This is a genomic window from Nonomuraea sp. NPDC004186, from assembly GCF_053603495.1.
In genome coordinates this window covers 1-14,973 of the sequence record NZ_JBSGFQ010000202.1, presented here as the reverse complement: position 1 = coordinate 14,973, position 14,973 = coordinate 1, and the positions used below count along the sequence as shown (strand labels likewise).

Genomic DNA, 14,973 nt, shown 5'->3' with positions numbered 1-14,973 from the left:
GGCCAGGGGCGCGTTTCCCCTGGCGGAGATCGGGGGGACCGTCACTTGCCTATGACCTCGTTGAGGTTCGTGGCGAACTGCTGCGGCGAGACCGACAGCTGGAACAGCTTGGCGATGTTGTCCAGCAGGACCTCGGCCGCGGTCGGGCTGAGCGCCTGGTCCCAGGACTGCTGGAAGGACTTGGCCTTGCTGGCGGTGTCGTAGACGAACCGCTGCCACGTCCCGTCGAGGTCGGTGCCGAACTGCGAGTCGGTGCCCTTGACGATCGGCACGAAGCCGTTGCTGGCCCAGTCCTTGTTCTGTGCGTCGGAGTTCATCTCGGTGGCGAGGAACTTCTTGACGATCTCCTTCTCCGCCTCCGACGCCTTGGAGGAGATCGACATGTACTGGGCCGGGTTGCCCACGGTGTCGCTGGGGTCGCCCTTGCCGCCGTCCACCGGCGGGAAGTTCATGTAGCCGAGGTTGCCGCCCTTGACGAAGTCGCCGCCGGTGTCGCGCATGTTGCCGTACGTCCAGCCGCCGTGCAGCATCATCGCGGCCTTGCCCGTGTACAGCAGCGCCTGGTCGGCATTGGAGTCGGCGGTGATCGAGGAGAAGCCCTTGATGAAGCCGTTCGCCTTGATGAGGTCCTGCATCTTGGTCAGGGCGTCGATGGCGGCCGGGTTGCTCCAGGCGTCCTTCTCGCCGTCGAAGACGGCCTGGAAGACCTCGGGGCCGGCGATGCGGTCGAAGAGGAACTCCAGCCACATCATGTTCGTCCAGCGCGACTGGCCGCCGAGGGAGAACGGCGCGACGCCCGCGGCGTTGAACTTCTTGACCAGGTCCATGATGTCGCCCCAGCTCTGCGGGGGCTGCGCGCCGACCTTCTCGAAGACCTTCTTGTTGTAGAAGAGGACGATCGGCGTCACGGCCTCGACCGGCACCGCGTAGATCTTGCCGTCGACCGTGGCCGCGTTGAAGGAGGACGGGAACAGCTTGTCCTTCAGGGCCGCGTTCTGGTCGAACCAGGAGGTGAGGTCGTCGACCTGGCCGGCCTGCACGTAGCTCTTCAGTCCGCCGCCGCCCCAGCCCCAGATGATGGTGGGGGCCTCGCCCGCGCCGATCGCCGTCTTGATCTTGGTCTTGAAGGCGTCGTTCTGGAACATCGTGGTCGCGAGCTGGCCGGTCGGGTTGGCCTTGTTGAAGCGCTCGACGGCGCGGGTGCGGATGCCTTCCTGTGGCTGTCCGGTGAGGTACCAGTAGGTGGCCTTGCCGCCACCGCTGCCGCCACTTGTGGTGCTGCCACCCCCGCCACCGGCGCCGGCCTGGGTCGGCCCGGAGCCTCCGCAGGCGGTCAGGGCGGCTCCGAGGGGAAGGCCCATGGAGAGGCTGAGGAAGGTGCGGCGAGAAGTTGACCTGTGCTCCACGCTGATCTCCGTACTTGAACGCCGGGGGGTTGGCCGCGCGGCTCGTTGATCTCGGATGGTGGTGGCGGGCGGCCGGGGACGCGGCGCCTGCCGATGCCGCTCGTCACGTCTCCTTTGAGTGAGCTCGTCGAAACATTTGCGACATACCGCGTGGTCCGTCAATTTAGGTTTCGACCATGGGCCTGTCAAGACCGTCGTATCCGGGAATCTGCCCTTTCGAGCAGCGCGTGTGTAAAGTACTCAGGCGCGGCGTTCATCTGGTCGTCTGTAAATCGGGGACGCTTGCTCGTAGGCCACTCGACGACATCGAAACATTTCGAAATACTCACGGCGGGAATCGGCTTTAAGGAGAGCAGATGACGGCTCTGGATCGGACCCCCGCGATGGACGGCGTGCTCCGCCCGTGGCAGGACCCGGCGCTTCCCGTGGCCGACCGAGTCGAGGCCCTCCTCGCGGAGCTGACCCTCGAGGAGAAGGTCGGCCAGCTCGGCAGCCGGTGGTTCGGCAACGACATGCAGCACGAGCCGGCGCAGGACGCCGAGACGCTGAACGTCGCCCCGATGCAGGACGTGTTCACGGCCTCCGGCACGGTCCCCCTCGACGAGGCCGTCAGGCACGGGCTCGGCCACCTGACCCGGGTGCACGGCAGCGCCCCCGTGACCGCGCGGGAGGGCGCCGCCGAGGTGGTCAGGCTGCAGCGGGCCGTCGTCGAGCGCTCCCGGCTCGGCATCCCGGCCATCGTCCACGAGGAGTGCCTGACCGGGTTCACCACGTACGGGGCGACGGTCTACCCGGCGGCCATCGCGTGGGGGGCGACGTTCGACCCCGGGCTGGTGGAGCGGATGGCGGCCGCGATCGGCCGGGACATGCGGGCCGTGGGCGTGCACCAGGGCCTGTCACCGGTGCTGGACGTGGTGCGCGACTACCGGTGGGGCCGGGTCGAGGAGACGATGGGCGAGGACCCGTACCTCGTCTCCATGCTCGGCGCCGCGTACGTGCGCGGGCTGGAGAACGCGGGCATCATCGCCACCCTCAAGCACTTCGCCGGATACTCCGCCTCCCGGGCGGCCCGCAACCACGGGCCCGTGCCGATGGGGCGGCGCGAGCTGATGGACATGATCCTGCCGACGTTCGAGACCGCCATCGCGCTGGGCGGCGCCCGGTCGGTGATGAACTCCTACTCCGACGTGGACGGCGTGCCGGCCGGAGCCGACCCCTGGCTGCTGACCGAGGTGCTGCGCGAGGAGTGGGGCTTCACCGGGACGGTCGTGTCGGACTACTGGGCGATCCCGTTCCTGGCGAGCATGCACCGCGTCGCCGCCGACACCGGCGAGGCGGGTGTCCAGGCCCTCACCGCGGGCATCGACGTCGAACTGCCCGACACGCTCGGCTTCGGCCCGCACCTGGTCGAGCGGGTACGCGCCGGCGAGCTCCCCGAGTCGCTGATCGACCGGGCGGTGCGCCGGCTGCTCACCCAGAAGGTGCAGCTCGGGCTGCTCGACCCGGACTGGACGCCCGAGAAGTCCGTGTCCGGGGCGGATGACGTGGACCTCGACTCGCCGGGCAACCGGGCGCTGGCGCGCGAGCTGGCCGAGCGGTCGATCGTCCTGCTCGACGCCGGCGACGCGCTGCCGCTGCCTGCCGGGCCGCGCCGGATCGCGGTCGTCGGGCCGTGCGCCGACGATCCGCGGACGTTCATGGGCTGCTACGCCTTCCCCAACCACGTGCTGCCCCGCCACCCCGCGCTCGGGCTCGGCATCGAGGCGCCCAGCCTGCTCGACGGATTGCGGGCCGAGCTGCCGGAGGCCGAGCTCGTCCACGAGCGGGGCTGCGAGGTGCAGGGGGACGACCGCTCCGGGTTCGCCGCCGCGCTCGAAGCGGCGCGCGGGGCGGACCTGTGCGTGGTGGCCGTGGGCGACCTCGCCGGGCTGTTCGGCCTCGGGACCTCCGGGGAGGGCTGCGACGCCGACGACCTGCGCCTGCCTGGGTTGCAGGAGGACCTGGTGGCGGAGCTGGCCGCGACGGGCACGCCGGTCGTCGCCATCGTCGTCTCCGGCCGCCCGTACGCGCTGGGCCGGGTGCGCGCGGGCGCGGCGGCGCTCGTCCAGGCGTTCATGCCCGGCGAGGAGGGCGGCGCGGCCGTCGCCGGCGTGCTGTCCGGCCGGGTCCAGCCGTCGGGCAGGCTGCCGGTGCAGATCCCGCGCGGGCACGGCGGGCAGCCGGGCACGTACCTGCAGCCGCCGCTGGGCGCCGACAGCCAGGGCATCAGCAACCTCGACCCGACCCCGCTCTTCCCGTTCGGGTACGGCGCCTCCTACACCAGCTTCGAGGTCGGCGACCTGCGGGTCGGCGACGCCGAGGTGCCCACGAACGGCGAGTTCGGCGTGGCGGTCAGCGTGCGCAACACCGGGGACCGGGCCGGCGAGGAGGTCGTCCAGCTCTACCTGCACGACGTCGTCGCCCAGGTCACCCGGCCGGTCCGGCAGCTGACCGGGTTCGCCCGGGTCCGGCTGGAGCCCGGGGCGAGCGCCCGCGTGACCTTCCGGGTGCACGCCGACCGGACGGCCTTCACCGGACGAGATCTGAGGCGCATCGTGGAGCCCGGGGACCTCGAGGTGCTCGTCGGCACGTCGGCGGCCGACCTGCCGTGCCGGGGCACGGTACGGCTGACCGGCCCGTCCCGGGTCGTCGGCCACGACCGGCGCCTGGACACCCCCGTGTCGGTCGAGCGTGAAAGGGGAGTCGATGCCGTCCAGTTCTAGACGCGCCACGCTGGCCACGGTCGCGGCCTCGGCGGGCGTGTCGGTGGCGACCGTGTCCAAGGTGCTCAACGGCCGCAGCGACGTGGCGCCGACCACCCGCTCCCTCGTGCAGTCGCTGCTGCGGGAGCACGACTACATCGCGCCGTCGCCACGCCGGGCCCCGGGCACGGACGGGCCGGTCGCCACGGACACCGTCGAAGTGCAGTTCGACGACGACTTCAGCACCTACTCCACGGAGATCATCCAGGGTGTGGTGGCGGCCGGGGCGGAGCTCGGCGTCGGGATCGTCGTCAGCGTCAGGAAGAAGATCGACCACCCCGCCGCGTGGGCCGGCGACCTGGCCGCCGCCGGGCGCCGGGCGCTGATCTGCGTCACGTGCGACCAGCTGAGCACCCGGCAGCTGGCCGCGCTGTCCCGCGTCCGGTTGCCGCTGGTCGTGATCGACCCGCTCCACCTGCCGCACGCCGGCGTGACCAGCGTCGGCTCCACCAACTTCGCCGGCGGGCTGGCCGCCACCCAGCACCTGCTGTCCCTCGGCCACCGGCGCATCGCCTACCTCGGCGGCCCGGCCACCGCCGCCTGCCACCAGGCCCGCCTGCATGGCTACCGTGCCGCCATGGAGGCCGAAGGGGTGCCGGTGCCGCCCGCGTACACGCGCTCCGGGCACTTCCGCTACGAGGACGGACTCGAGTACGGCGGGGCCGTGCTCGACCTGCCGGAGCCGCCGACGGCGATCTTCGCCGGCTGCGACGAGAGTGCGCTGGGCGTCATGGAGGCCGCCAGGGAGCGGGGCCTGCGCGTCCCGCAGGACCTGAGCATCGTGGGGTTCGACGACACCCAGATGGCCCGGATGGCCTCCCCGCCGCTGACCACCGTCCGCCAGCCGCTGCGCGAGATGGGCGGCGTGGCGGTGCGTACGGCGCTGCGGCTGGCGGCCGGCGAGAAGATCGACTCCCACCACGTCGAGCTGGCCACCGAGCTGGTCGTCCGAGCCTCCACGGCGAAGCGCGTCTGACGTGGATTTTGTCAGGCGCCTTGCACATATTCCGTAAGGCGCCTTACGATTCTTCGGGTGATCAACGACTCCGCCGCCCAGCCGCCCTCCTACGCCGAACTCCACGCCCGGTACGGCACCCCGCTCGGCGTCGAGGAGGCCCGCGCCGGCTGGGGGACCATCGTCAAGGCCGCCAGGAACGGTGAGACCATCCTGGTCACCCGCGAGCGCTGGGAGTGGGCCGCGCTCGTCCCGCTCTCCCAGGTGTCCGGGATCCTGAGCGGGCTCCCGCTCGTGCCGCTCTCGACGGCCCGGGCCAAGCTCGGCGACCTCGTCCGGCAGGTCACCCAGCCGTACGACGAGAGCCCTGTGCTGCTGGGCCGCCACCGCACCCCCGTGGCCGCCCTGATCTCGGCCCGCGACCTGATCAACCGGGCCGCGCCCCCGTCCAGGACGGACGCCGAGGCCATGCTGCTCGACGGGCACGCCGTCACCCTCACCTGCGACCCGGACGCCCCGGCCGGTCCGGTCTTCTCCGCCGTGGCCGTCGACCGCGAGGGCGGGGTCGTCGCGGCGGGCTCCGGCGCCGACCTCCGCGAGGCCCTGCGCGCCCTCACCCCGACCCGGGATTGACCGGCCCCGCGCCGGCCGTTGTTACGATCCTTCCCATGCACAGCTCGGAAGCCGCAGTCGACGGAGAGGACGTGCGCCGGGTCGTGGCTCTGGCCGTCGACGCCCTGAGGGACGCGGATGCCGATGCGTGGGAGGCCAAGGCGGGGACGCTCGAGTGGACCTGCCGGGAGACGCTCGAGCATCTGGCCGACGACCTGTTCACCTATGCCGCGAGGTTCGGGCTCGCCGAGCCGCCGACGACCGCGCTGTTGCCGTTCCGCACGAGCAGCGACCGGAGCGGTGGCCCGGCGAACGTCATCTTCGCCGACCGGGCCGCGGGTGCCGAGGGCCTGCTGACCATTGTGGAGGCGTGCGGAGGCCTGATGGCGTCCGTCCTGCGCACCGCCCCCTCGGACACCGTCGCCTACCACGTTTTCGGGCCCTCCGACCCGGAGGGTTTCGCCGCCATGGCCGTTGTCGAGGTCCTCGTGCACACGCATGACATTGCTCAAGGGCTGAATCTGGAGTGGTCGCCGCCGGGGGAGTTGTGCTCCCGGGTCCTGAACAGGCTCTTTCCCCACCATGCCGCCGTTGACGGTGACGCCTGGGAGGTCCTGCTGTGGGCGACCGGGCGCACCGCTCTCCCCGATCGCCCACGGCTCACCGAGTGGCGCTGGTACGGCACGCGGGGCGCGAGTTGAGCGCGGGCGCGGCTCCGTACCCGGTCGGCGCCACGGTCCTCGTGGTGCCCGTGCCCGAAGCCGAGCCGGTCGTCGGCGGCCAGCGCGCGTTGTTCGACCCGTCGGCCAGGTACGGCGTGACCGCGCACGTCACCGTGCTCTATCCGTTCCTGCCACGGCCGGAGATCGGGGACGGGACGCTGGCGGAGCTGGCGGGGCTGTTCGCCGCCCACCAGCCCTTCGAGGCGGCCTTCACCGGTTGCGGGCGCTTTCCCGGCCTGCTCTATCTGGGGCCGGAGCCCGCCGGGCCGTTCGCCGCTCTCACGCGGAGCGTGACCGGCAGGTGGCCGGCGCTGCGCCCGTACGGCGGCCGGTACGGCGAGGCCGTCCCCCACCTGTCCGTCGGCTACGGCGGCGACGAGGTCCTGGACGGCGTCGAGTCCGCCGTGGCGCCCGGACTGCCGTTCACCACCCGCGTCACCGCCGTGGACCTGGCGAGCTTCGACGGGCTCCGCTGGACGCCCGTCACGCGCTTCCCACTGCGCCAAAGCCGGATATTTCAGGAATGAGAACGGCCTCAGGGGTTGTGGAAGGCGACCTCCGGGTTCGCCGGTGACGGGCCGTCGAGCAGCGGCTGCTTGCGGCCCTTCAGGTGCTGGTCGAAGAAGGCGCCGACATAGGCGCGGGTGATCTCCAGCGAGCGCCGTGCCGGGAGGGCGTCGGGGCCCGACAGGCCGGCGGCCTGCTGCAGGATGGACAGGTCGGTGAAGCTCGCGTGGTCGGTGGCGGCCACCGTGAGCCAGCGCTTCCAGCCGCTCATCTTCGTCCAGCCGTCATCCCAGGTGTGGTCCTTGCCGGGCACGTGGTCGGACCGGCTGCCCATCACCAGGAAGGGCCGGTCGAGCGGGACCGCGGGGTGGAAGGTGCCGTCCAGGTTCACCCCGGCCCGTACGCGCCTGTCCACGGCCATGGTGGCGGCACTGGCGTCGCCGCCGAGGGAGTGGCCCGCCATGCCGACCCGCTTGGGAGCGATCATGCGGGCGTTCTTCCAGACGGGGTGCCGGCCGGTCAGCTCGTCGAGGACGAAGGCGATGTCCTTGGTGCGGTTCGCGGTGATGGCCGCCTGCCCGCCTTCCGGCGGTTTGGGCTGGTCGCAGAGCGGGGCGCAGGTGATGGTCCGGCCGTCGGGCAGAGTCGTGCCGGAGGACTCGTAGGCGTGGTCGACCAGCGCGACCACGTACGCGCGGCTGGCCAGGTCCTCGGCCAGGAAGGTGAGGCTGGCGCGCGGGAGCCCGAGGCCGGGGGAGAGCACCACCAGCGGGTAGCGGCCCTGCTTGGGCGGGGCCCCGGTGCGGGCGTAGGTGCGGGTGCCGCTGACGACCTCGGCGGGGATCTTGGCGCCGGGGGCCTTGCGCTGGAGCAGGGACGCGGCCTCGGGGGTGGTCATGTACGGAGCGGGTCCGCCGGTGGCCGAGCGGGCGGGATAGTACATCGAGACCATGAGCCGGCGCGGGCCCGACTCGGGGACCCAGGGGTCCTTGCGGGCGCTGTCGACCAGGGGCAGGATGTCGCGGCCGACCGGGTTCGGGCCGGTCGGGCGGGGCAACTCCAACTGGATGGAGGCCGAGGCGGCGGCCGCTGTGCCGGGGGCGGCGGTCAGGGTGAGGCAGGCCGTCAGCGCGACGGCGGGCAGGCGGAACTTCATCGGATTTCCTTTCGTACGGGTCACACGTCGCGGCGACGTACGACGATCAGGGTCAGGGCGGCGGCGACGAGCGGCCACAGCGCGAAGGCCGCCCACGAGCCGGCCACCGTGGGCAGGGCGGGGTCGTCGCGGAGCAGGGGCAGGCCCAGGCAGGTCCGCCAGACGTAGAAGGGGACCAGGGCGTACAGGTCGTTGAGCCACTGGTGAACGGTGGGCCGGAAGAAGGTGGGCACGATGACCAGCGCGGCGCAGACGGTGACGACGGCGGCGGCGGTGTGCCGCGCCAGCGCGCCGATGCCCATGCCGGTCAGCGCCGACACCGGGGCGAGCAGCGCGTTGGCGGCCAGGACGCGCAGCACGCCGGGGTCGCCGAGCGAGACGGCGACGCCGCGGCCGGACAGGATGGCCTGGCTGACCCCGAACGTTCCCCCGGAGATGAGCGCGCCGGTCGCGAGCGTCACGGCGGCGGTGACGGCGAGCTTGGCCGCCACGACGCGGTGGCGGGCCGGGACGGCCGTGAGCGTCGTGCGGATGAGGCCGGTGGCGTACTCGCCGACGATGCTCTGGGCGCCCAGGCTGCCGGCGCCGATCATGAGCATGGAGGCGGCCAGGCCGCTGAACGCCTCGCCCAGCGGGTCGAACCTGGCTCTCTCCATCGCGGTGAAGCCGGGCCAGCTCTGGTAGGTGTCGAGGCTGCTCTGGGCGGCCAGGGCGACGATGGCCAGCGTGCCCAGGCCGAGCAGCCACGAGGTCGAGCGCAGGGACCAGAGCTTGATCCACTCGGCGGCGAGCAGGTCGCGGAAGGTGCCGGAGCTCGTCGTGAGATCACCGGCGGGTCTGGTGGTCATCATCGGAGGCCACCGGCCGGGTGATCGGCGGGTCTGGCGGTTATCGCGGGGTCGCCGGTCCGGTGGTCGGCGTGCCCGGAGGTCATCGCGGGGCCGCCGGCCCGATGCTCGGCGTGGCCGGCGGTCAGTTCCATGAACGCCTGCTCCAGCGAGGCGGTCCGCGGCGCGAGCTCGTACAGCATGATCCGGCGCCGATGGGCGAGCTCGCCGACGCGGGCGGCGCTCAGCCCGGTCACGGTCAGGGCGTCGCCGCCCTCCGGCTGCACGCGCGCCCCCTCCAGGCTGAGGACGGCCGCCAGCTCGGCGGGGTCCGGGGTGCGTACGGCGACGGACGCGCCGGTGCCGCGGGCGGCGAACCCGGCCAGGCTCTCCTCGGCGATCAGCTCGCCGCGGCCGATGACGACCAGGCGGTCCGCGGTGTGCTCCATCTCGCTCATCAGGTGGCTGGAGACCAGCACCGTGCGTCCTTCGGCGGCCAGCCGCCGGAACAGGCCGCGCACCCAGAGCACGCCCTCCGGGTCCAGGCCGTTGATCGGCTCGTCGAACATCAGCACCGGAGGGTCGCCCAGCAGCGCGCCGGCGATGCCGAGCCGCTGGCGCATGCCCAGCGAGAACCCGCCGATCCGGCGGCGCGCCACCCCCGCCAGCCCCACCTCCTCCAGCACCTCGGCCACCCGGCGCCGGGGCAGCCCGTTGCCGCGGGCCAGCGCGCGCAGGTGGGCGCCCGCGGTGCGGCCGCCGTGCACGTCGCCGGCGTCCAGCAGCGCGCCGACGTGGCGCAGGCCCGCCGGGCGGCGGCGGCCGTCGATGGTGGCGCTTCCGGACGTGGGACGGTTCAGGCCGAGGATCATGCGCAGCGTGGTGCTCTTGCCGGCGCCGTTGGGGCCGAGGAACCCGGTGACGTGCCCCGGCCGCACGGTGAACGTCAGGCCGTTCACCGCCGTCACCGCGCCGTAGCGCTTGGTCAGTCCGTTGACTTCGATCACCTGGCCAACGTTGTCGCAGGTCGAAGGCGTGCCGCATCTGGCTGCGGGCCTGTTTGCGGCGGGCGGGGGTGCCCGCGGGCATAGGCCCGGCGGCCGATGCCCGGCCCCTGAGCGGGTGACTACGATCGACGGGTGCGCGACAGATGGCCGGAACGGCTGCCGGGCGGCGTGCGGACGCTGCTCACCTGGTGCGGCCCGGCGGGCCTGGTGCCGCTGCTGTACGCCCTGACGCTGACCGACGGCGAGAACCTGCTCCCGGTGGGCGCCGCGCACGCGGCGTTCGCCGCCGCCATGGCCTTCCCCCTGGCCTGGGCGCGGCGGCGGCCCGGCATGGTGCTCGCGGTGCTGCTGGCCGGGGTGGTCACGGCGTCGGCGGCCGGGCTGCCGGCGGAGCGGTTCTGGCCGCTGCTCCTGGCGGGTGACGTCCTGGTCTGCCTGGTCGCCGCCGCCCGGTCGCGCCGTGCCGGCCTGGCCGCGGCGGCCGTCACGCTCGTCGTCCAGGAGGCGGCCTTGCAGGCGGACCTGCTGCGGCACGGCCTGCGCGCTCTTGCGCCCGGGTTCCTGGCGCTGTCGGTCCTGCTCGGCCTGGGCGTCGTGGTGGGCTGGATGGGCGGGATGTTCATCCGGCAGCGGCGCGAGTACGAGCGTGCGCTGCGTACGCACGCCGCGGCCCAGGCGGTCACGGACGAGCGGCTGCGCATCGCCCGGGAGTTGCACGACATGGTCGCGCACAGCATCGGCATCATCGCCATCCAGGCCGGCGCGGGCGCCCGCGTGATCGACAGCCGGCCGGAGCAGGCGCGCGAGGCGCTGGGCGCGATCGAGGCGACCAGCAGGCAGACGCTGAAGGGGCTGCGGCACCTGCTCGGCGGGCTGCGCGACAGCGACCGCGAGTCTTCTGAGCCCTCCCTCGCAGCGGGGCTGGCCGACGTCGACCGGCTGGCCGAGGCGACGGCGGCCGCCGGGGTACGCGTGGACGTGCGCAGGCACGGGCGGCCACGGCCCCTGCCCGCCGCAGTCGACCGCTCCGCCTTCCGCATCGTGCAGGAGTCGGTGACCAACGTGCTGCGCCACGCGGGCACCGACCACTGCCAGGTCACGATCGACTACGGGAACGAGGAGCTGCGCATCGACATCGCCGACGCCGGACGCGGCACCGCCACGCCGAGCGCGGGGAGCGGGCACGGGATCGCTGGGATGCGCGAACGCGTCGCCCTGCTGAACGGCGATTTGAGCGCGGGCCCCCGGCCCGGCGGCGGGTTCCGCGTCACCGCCCGCCTGCCGCTCACGACCCCACTCGCCGGCCCGATCAAAGACCCGGCCGGACGTGCGAGCGCCGAGGTGGAGGTGTCGTGACGATCCGTGTCGTGCTCGCCGACGACCAGCCGCTGATCCGCGCCGGCCTGCGCATGGTCATCGACGGCACCCCCGGCGTCGAGGTCGCCGGAGAGGCCGGGACCGGGGCCCAGGCGGTCCAGCTCGCCAGGCGGCTGCGTCCGGACGTGGTGGTGATGGACATCCGCATGCCCGGCATGGACGGCATCGAGGCCACCCAGACCATCGCCGCCGAGTCCCCGTCCACCCGGGTGATCATGCTGACGACGTTCGACGACGACGACAACGTCTACGCCTCCCTCCGGGCGGGGGCCAGCGGATTCCTGGTCAAGGACATGGCACTGGAGGACATCCTGTCCGCCGTGCACGTCGTCGCCGCCGGGGACGCCCTGATCGCGCCCGGCGTCACCCGCCGCCTCATCGAGGACTTCGCGCGTCGCCCCGCCCCGGCACTCCGGCCGCGCGAGCTCGCGGGCGTCACCGGGCGGGAACGCGAGGTGCTGACCCTGGTCGGGCGCGGCCTGTCCAACGCCGAGATCGCGGCCGAGCTGCACATCAGCCCGGGCACGGCCAAGGCGCACGTGGCCAGCCTGCTCGCCAAGCTCGCCGCCCGCGACCGGATCCAGCTGGTCATCACGGCCTACGACGCGGGCCTGGTGTCACCGTCCCGCTGATCAGTACGGCCCGCCCGGACGCCGCCGGTCCGCACGACAAGCGTGCATCGGTGCCGCCCGCGCCCAGGGCCGGGGCACGGGCGGCACCGATGGGGGTCAGCCGCTGTACGGCGCCAGCGTGATCCTGTCGATCACGGGGGCGTACTGCGCGCGCAGGAGCACCCCGGGGAAGGTCTCCGACGCGTACGTGGTGCCGTCGAAGTTCGGCAGCTCCTCGGCGGAGAAGCGCACCGTGTTCGAGCCCTTCTTCAACCGCACCGGGACGGTGAGCTCCCAGAAGTTGTTCTCGTGGAAGGTGTGGGGGAACAGGACACGCTGCGCGGCGGCGCCGTTCACCGAGATGTCGGCGTGCCTGGCCAGCGGGTCCGGGTTGTAGTGCGTGGCGGGCGACTGCTCCGGGTTGGAGTAGCGCACCCGCATGGCGTACGTGCCGTCGGCGGCGGCCCGCACGTCGAAGGTGAGCGTGTTGGCGTTGCCGGGCGTGCCGCCGACCCCGGTGACCGCGCTCCCGCCGCCCGCCAGCGAGAGCGGCGACGCCTTCGCCGTCCCGGCGAGCCGGGCGGACTCCGCCTCGTACACGGTGGCCGGCAGCGCGCCGGCGGCGGGCCGCACTTCAAGCCGGTCGATGAGCGACGTGCCGGACCTGCCGGTGACCGTGACCTTGTTGACGCCGCCGGACAGCGACACCGCCGCGGTCGCGTCGCCGCGCCGGGCGCGGTCCAGCACCCGCACGCCGTTGACCGTCACCGCCGCCCGGCCGGAGCCGAGCAGCCTGAGGTCCAGCTCGGCCGGGGCGTCCTGGGCGGAGTACACCCAGAAGGTGGCCGACTCCTCGCGCCGGGCCGCGACGACCCCGGAGCCCGAGAGCGCGGCTCCGTACGCGGAGTAGGACGGGCGGGCGCCGCGCAGGTCGGCCAGCTCGGCCTCGTAGATCGAGGTCGCCGCCGCCGGGTTGGCCAGCGAGAGCCGGATCCGGTCGACGATCGCGTCGCCCTTCGTGGCCCTGGCGCCGTCGAGGCTGCGCGCGGCCAGGGAGAGCACGTGCTTGCCCGCCGTGAGCTCGACGGTGGTGTCCGCGTGGTCCCACACCACCCACTTGTAGCCCAGCGGCAGGAACAGCTCCTGCTCCGCGCCCCCGTCCACGCGCACGAAGACGTTGGTCGGACCCTGCTCGCGCACCCGGTCGAAGGTGTTCAACGAGTTGGCGAACACGCTGAGGTCGTAGCGGCCGGCCCGCGGGACCTCGACGGTGAAGTCGAGCATGCCGTCCGAGCCGGTACGCAGCCCGCCCACGTCGTAGCGGCCGGAGGTGTAGAACTTCGACACGTCCGACGGGGAGCCCTCGGGGCCGTTGCGGCTGTAGCCGCCGCCGGTGTACTTCGCGTCCTCGGCCTCGTACGACCCCTCCCACAGCTTGGGCGCGGGCGCCGTCGCGGTGCCCGAGCCGGCGGGGGTGAGGACGATCTCGTACGCCGACGACTCCTTGAGCCTCGGCAGGTCACCGGCCCCGAAGTCGAAGACCACGGTGCCGTCCTTGACGGCGACGTCGCGCTCGGCGACGATCTCCGGCTGCGCCGAGTCGCCGACCTGGCCGGTCCACGGGATCTCCCGCACCCACGCGTGCACGCGGCGGCCGAAGACCTTGTCGGGGACGTGCTCGAAGCGGATGTGCCCGGCGCTGTCGGCGCCGCCGAAGATCGCGCGGGCCTGCTTCTTGCCCGGATCGAGCGTGGCGACGCCCTGCAGGGTGTAGTTCTGCCCCGGGTACGGCGGCGTGACCCGCACGGTGTGGCCGCTCATGCTGCCGTAGGCGTTGAAGAGCCACCACTGGCCGTTGCCGCGGTTGGCCTGCACGGCGGAGTCGGACAGGTTGCCGTCGATGTTCCAGTACGCGATGTCGGCGTCGACCTTCGACTCCTCGATGGCCGACACCCACTGGATCATCTGGCCGGGCACCGAGGTGTGGTAGTTGAAGGCGTACTCGTTGATGTTGATGGGCAGCCGCTTCCCGGCGTACTTCGTGCCGGCGAAGACCTCGGCCTCCATCTCGCGGTAGCGCTTGACGCTGGCCCTGACCTGCTCGGGGTGGCTGAGCTCGTGCCAGGTCATCACGTCGGGGACGGTGCCGGCCTCGACGACGTGCTCCAGGTAGCCCTTGACCTGGGAGTACAGCACGCTGGTGTTGGGCCCGGCGATCCGGGCGGCCGGCATTTTGCTCTTGATGAGGGCGTAGACGTCGTCCCACGCCTTGAAGTAGTCGCGCGGGTCGCTGAGCCAGCTGACCCGGTTGTAGCTCCACTCACCCGTGCCGAACATGTTGCCCTCGGGCTCGTTGAACGGCACGAAGACAATGTTGTCCTGATATTTCGGGTCGAGCTGGAGGACCTGGTCCACCTGCTTGGCGATCTTCTGCCGGTACAGGTCGAGCTTCTCCTGCGGCGTGCCACCGGGCCACTGGTAGGGGAAGCCGCGGTGGATGTCGGTCATGTAGATGTACACGTCGCCGTCGGTGCTGTCGGCCAGCGGCTTGACGACCTCGAGGGCGTCGGCCCCGGGGTGCTGCGGGCCGTCCTGGGCCTTGGTCGAGACGGTGCGCAGGCGCATCCCCTCGATGAGGTTGTTGGTCGGCACCCCCGGCCCGTAAAGGCCGTAAAGGGTGCCGGAGGCGCCGCCGTGGTAGGGGCCGGTGTCCTCGGCGAGGTCGATGACGAGCTGGCCCTCGCGGATCACGGTGACCTCGGCCGTGACGGGCCTGCCGCCGGCCGTGCCGATCACGGTGAAGGTCCCGGCGGCGGCGTAGCTCGCGGGATCCACGGGCGACCAGGCGATGGGCAGCTCGCGGTCGTAGCCGTCGGTGAAGGTGGCGCGGACGGCGGCCGGCAGGGCCGGCGCGGTGCCGATGGTCGTCCGGACGGAGCCGACCGTCAGGCCGACCTCGCCCGGGGTCACCCGGGTGCGGCGTGCGCGCAGG

At 72.7% G+C, this 14,973-nt stretch carries 12 protein-coding genes; 7 read left to right on the top strand and 5 right to left on the bottom strand.

Features of this window, described 5'->3' with window-relative positions; genetic code table 11:
• Nucleotides 1–41 precede the first annotated feature (41 nt).
• Nucleotides 42–1,406 carry an extracellular solute-binding protein gene (locus tag ACWEPL_RS62635; RefSeq protein ID WP_452442377.1) on the bottom strand — a complete coding sequence of 455 codons (1,365 nt, stop codon included), beginning with the start codon at nucleotides 1,404–1,406 and terminating at the stop codon, nucleotides 42–44.
• A 356-nt stretch (nucleotides 1,407–1,762) separates the two neighbouring features.
• On the opposite strand from ACWEPL_RS62635, the gene ACWEPL_RS62630 reads away from it, so the two are divergent.
• The 5 genes from ACWEPL_RS62630 to ACWEPL_RS62610 are packed head-to-tail and all read left to right on the top strand — an operon-like array spanning nucleotide 1,763 to nucleotide 7,023.
• Entirely contained in the window at nucleotides 1,763–4,168 is a 2,406-nt protein-coding gene (locus tag ACWEPL_RS62630) for a beta-xylosidase/alpha-l-arabinosidase (protein WP_452442376.1), read from the top strand.
• Nucleotides 4,152–5,183, top strand: a complete 1,032-nt coding sequence (locus ACWEPL_RS62625) for a LacI family DNA-binding transcriptional regulator (protein ID WP_363985079.1) — start codon at nucleotides 4,152–4,154, stop codon at nucleotides 5,181–5,183. Before ACWEPL_RS62630 ends, ACWEPL_RS62625 begins: the two co-directional genes overlap by 17 nt.
• A 57-nt stretch (nucleotides 5,184–5,240) precedes the next feature.
• Nucleotides 5,241–5,795: a type II toxin-antitoxin system prevent-host-death family antitoxin gene (locus tag ACWEPL_RS62620; RefSeq protein WP_449911708.1), complete on the top strand. Its 555-nt coding sequence runs from the start codon at nucleotides 5,241–5,243 to the stop codon at nucleotides 5,793–5,795.
• Nucleotides 5,796–5,830: 35 nt separating this feature from the next.
• On the top strand, nucleotides 5,831–6,475 hold the full coding sequence (locus ACWEPL_RS62615) for a maleylpyruvate isomerase N-terminal domain-containing protein (RefSeq protein WP_452442375.1): 645 nt from the start codon (nucleotides 5,831–5,833) through the stop codon (nucleotides 6,473–6,475).
• Nucleotides 6,442–7,023: a 2'-5' RNA ligase family protein gene (locus ACWEPL_RS62610; RefSeq protein ID WP_452442374.1), complete on the top strand. Its 582-nt coding sequence runs from the start codon at nucleotides 6,442–6,444 to the stop codon at nucleotides 7,021–7,023. Before ACWEPL_RS62615 ends, ACWEPL_RS62610 begins: the two co-directional genes overlap by 34 nt.
• A gap of 8 nt (nucleotides 7,024–7,031) precedes the next feature.
• Here the strand turns inward: ACWEPL_RS62610 and ACWEPL_RS62605 are convergent, their stop codons facing one another.
• From ACWEPL_RS62605 to ACWEPL_RS62595, 3 genes are read right to left on the bottom strand one after another with little or no spacing between them, the layout of a single operon-like run.
• Complete coding sequence (locus ACWEPL_RS62605) at nucleotides 7,032–8,159, bottom strand: alpha/beta hydrolase family protein (protein WP_452442373.1); 1,128 nt, start codon at nucleotides 8,157–8,159, stop codon at nucleotides 7,032–7,034.
• A 20-nt stretch (nucleotides 8,160–8,179) separates the two neighbouring features.
• Nucleotides 8,180–9,010 (bottom strand): ABC transporter permease subunit, encoded by an 831-nt coding sequence (locus ACWEPL_RS62600; protein WP_452442372.1) that lies wholly within the window; start codon nucleotides 9,008–9,010, stop codon nucleotides 8,180–8,182.
• Entirely contained in the window at nucleotides 9,007–9,993 is a 987-nt protein-coding gene (locus ACWEPL_RS62595; RefSeq protein WP_452442371.1) for an ABC transporter ATP-binding protein, read from the bottom strand. The genes ACWEPL_RS62600 and ACWEPL_RS62595 overlap by 4 nt, the downstream gene beginning before the upstream one ends.
• A gap of 132 nt (nucleotides 9,994–10,125) precedes the next feature.
• On the opposite strand from ACWEPL_RS62595, the gene ACWEPL_RS62590 reads away from it, so the two are divergent.
• Complete coding sequence (locus ACWEPL_RS62590; RefSeq protein WP_452442370.1) at nucleotides 10,126–11,349, top strand: sensor histidine kinase; 1,224 nt, start codon at nucleotides 10,126–10,128, stop codon at nucleotides 11,347–11,349.
• Complete coding sequence (locus ACWEPL_RS62585; protein ID WP_452442369.1) at nucleotides 11,346–12,002, top strand: response regulator; 657 nt, start codon at nucleotides 11,346–11,348, stop codon at nucleotides 12,000–12,002. The genes ACWEPL_RS62590 and ACWEPL_RS62585 overlap by 4 nt, the downstream gene beginning before the upstream one ends.
• Nucleotides 12,003–12,098: 96 nt before the next feature.
• Here the strand turns inward: ACWEPL_RS62585 and ACWEPL_RS62580 are convergent.
• On the bottom strand, nucleotides 12,099–14,973 hold a 2,875-nt coding region (locus tag ACWEPL_RS62580; RefSeq protein WP_452442368.1), incomplete at its 5' end, for an Ig-like domain-containing protein.

Coding starts and splice junctions, on each gene's coding strand:
- ACWEPL_RS62630 (WP_452442376.1), top strand. CDS start 1,763: ATGACGGCTCTGGATCGGACCCCCGCGATGGACGGCGTGCTCCGCCCG.
- ACWEPL_RS62625 (WP_363985079.1), top strand. CDS start 4,152: ATGCCGTCCAGTTCTAGACGCGCCACGCTGGCCACGGTCGCGGCCTCG.
- ACWEPL_RS62615 (WP_452442375.1), top strand. CDS start 5,831: ATGCACAGCTCGGAAGCCGCAGTCGACGGAGAGGACGTGCGCCGGGTC.
- ACWEPL_RS62605 (WP_452442373.1), bottom strand. CDS start 8,159: ATGAAGTTCCGCCTGCCCGCCGTCGCGCTGACGGCCTGCCTCACCCTG.
- ACWEPL_RS62600 (WP_452442372.1), bottom strand. CDS start 9,010: ATGATGACCACCAGACCCGCCGGTGATCTCACGACGAGCTCCGGCACC.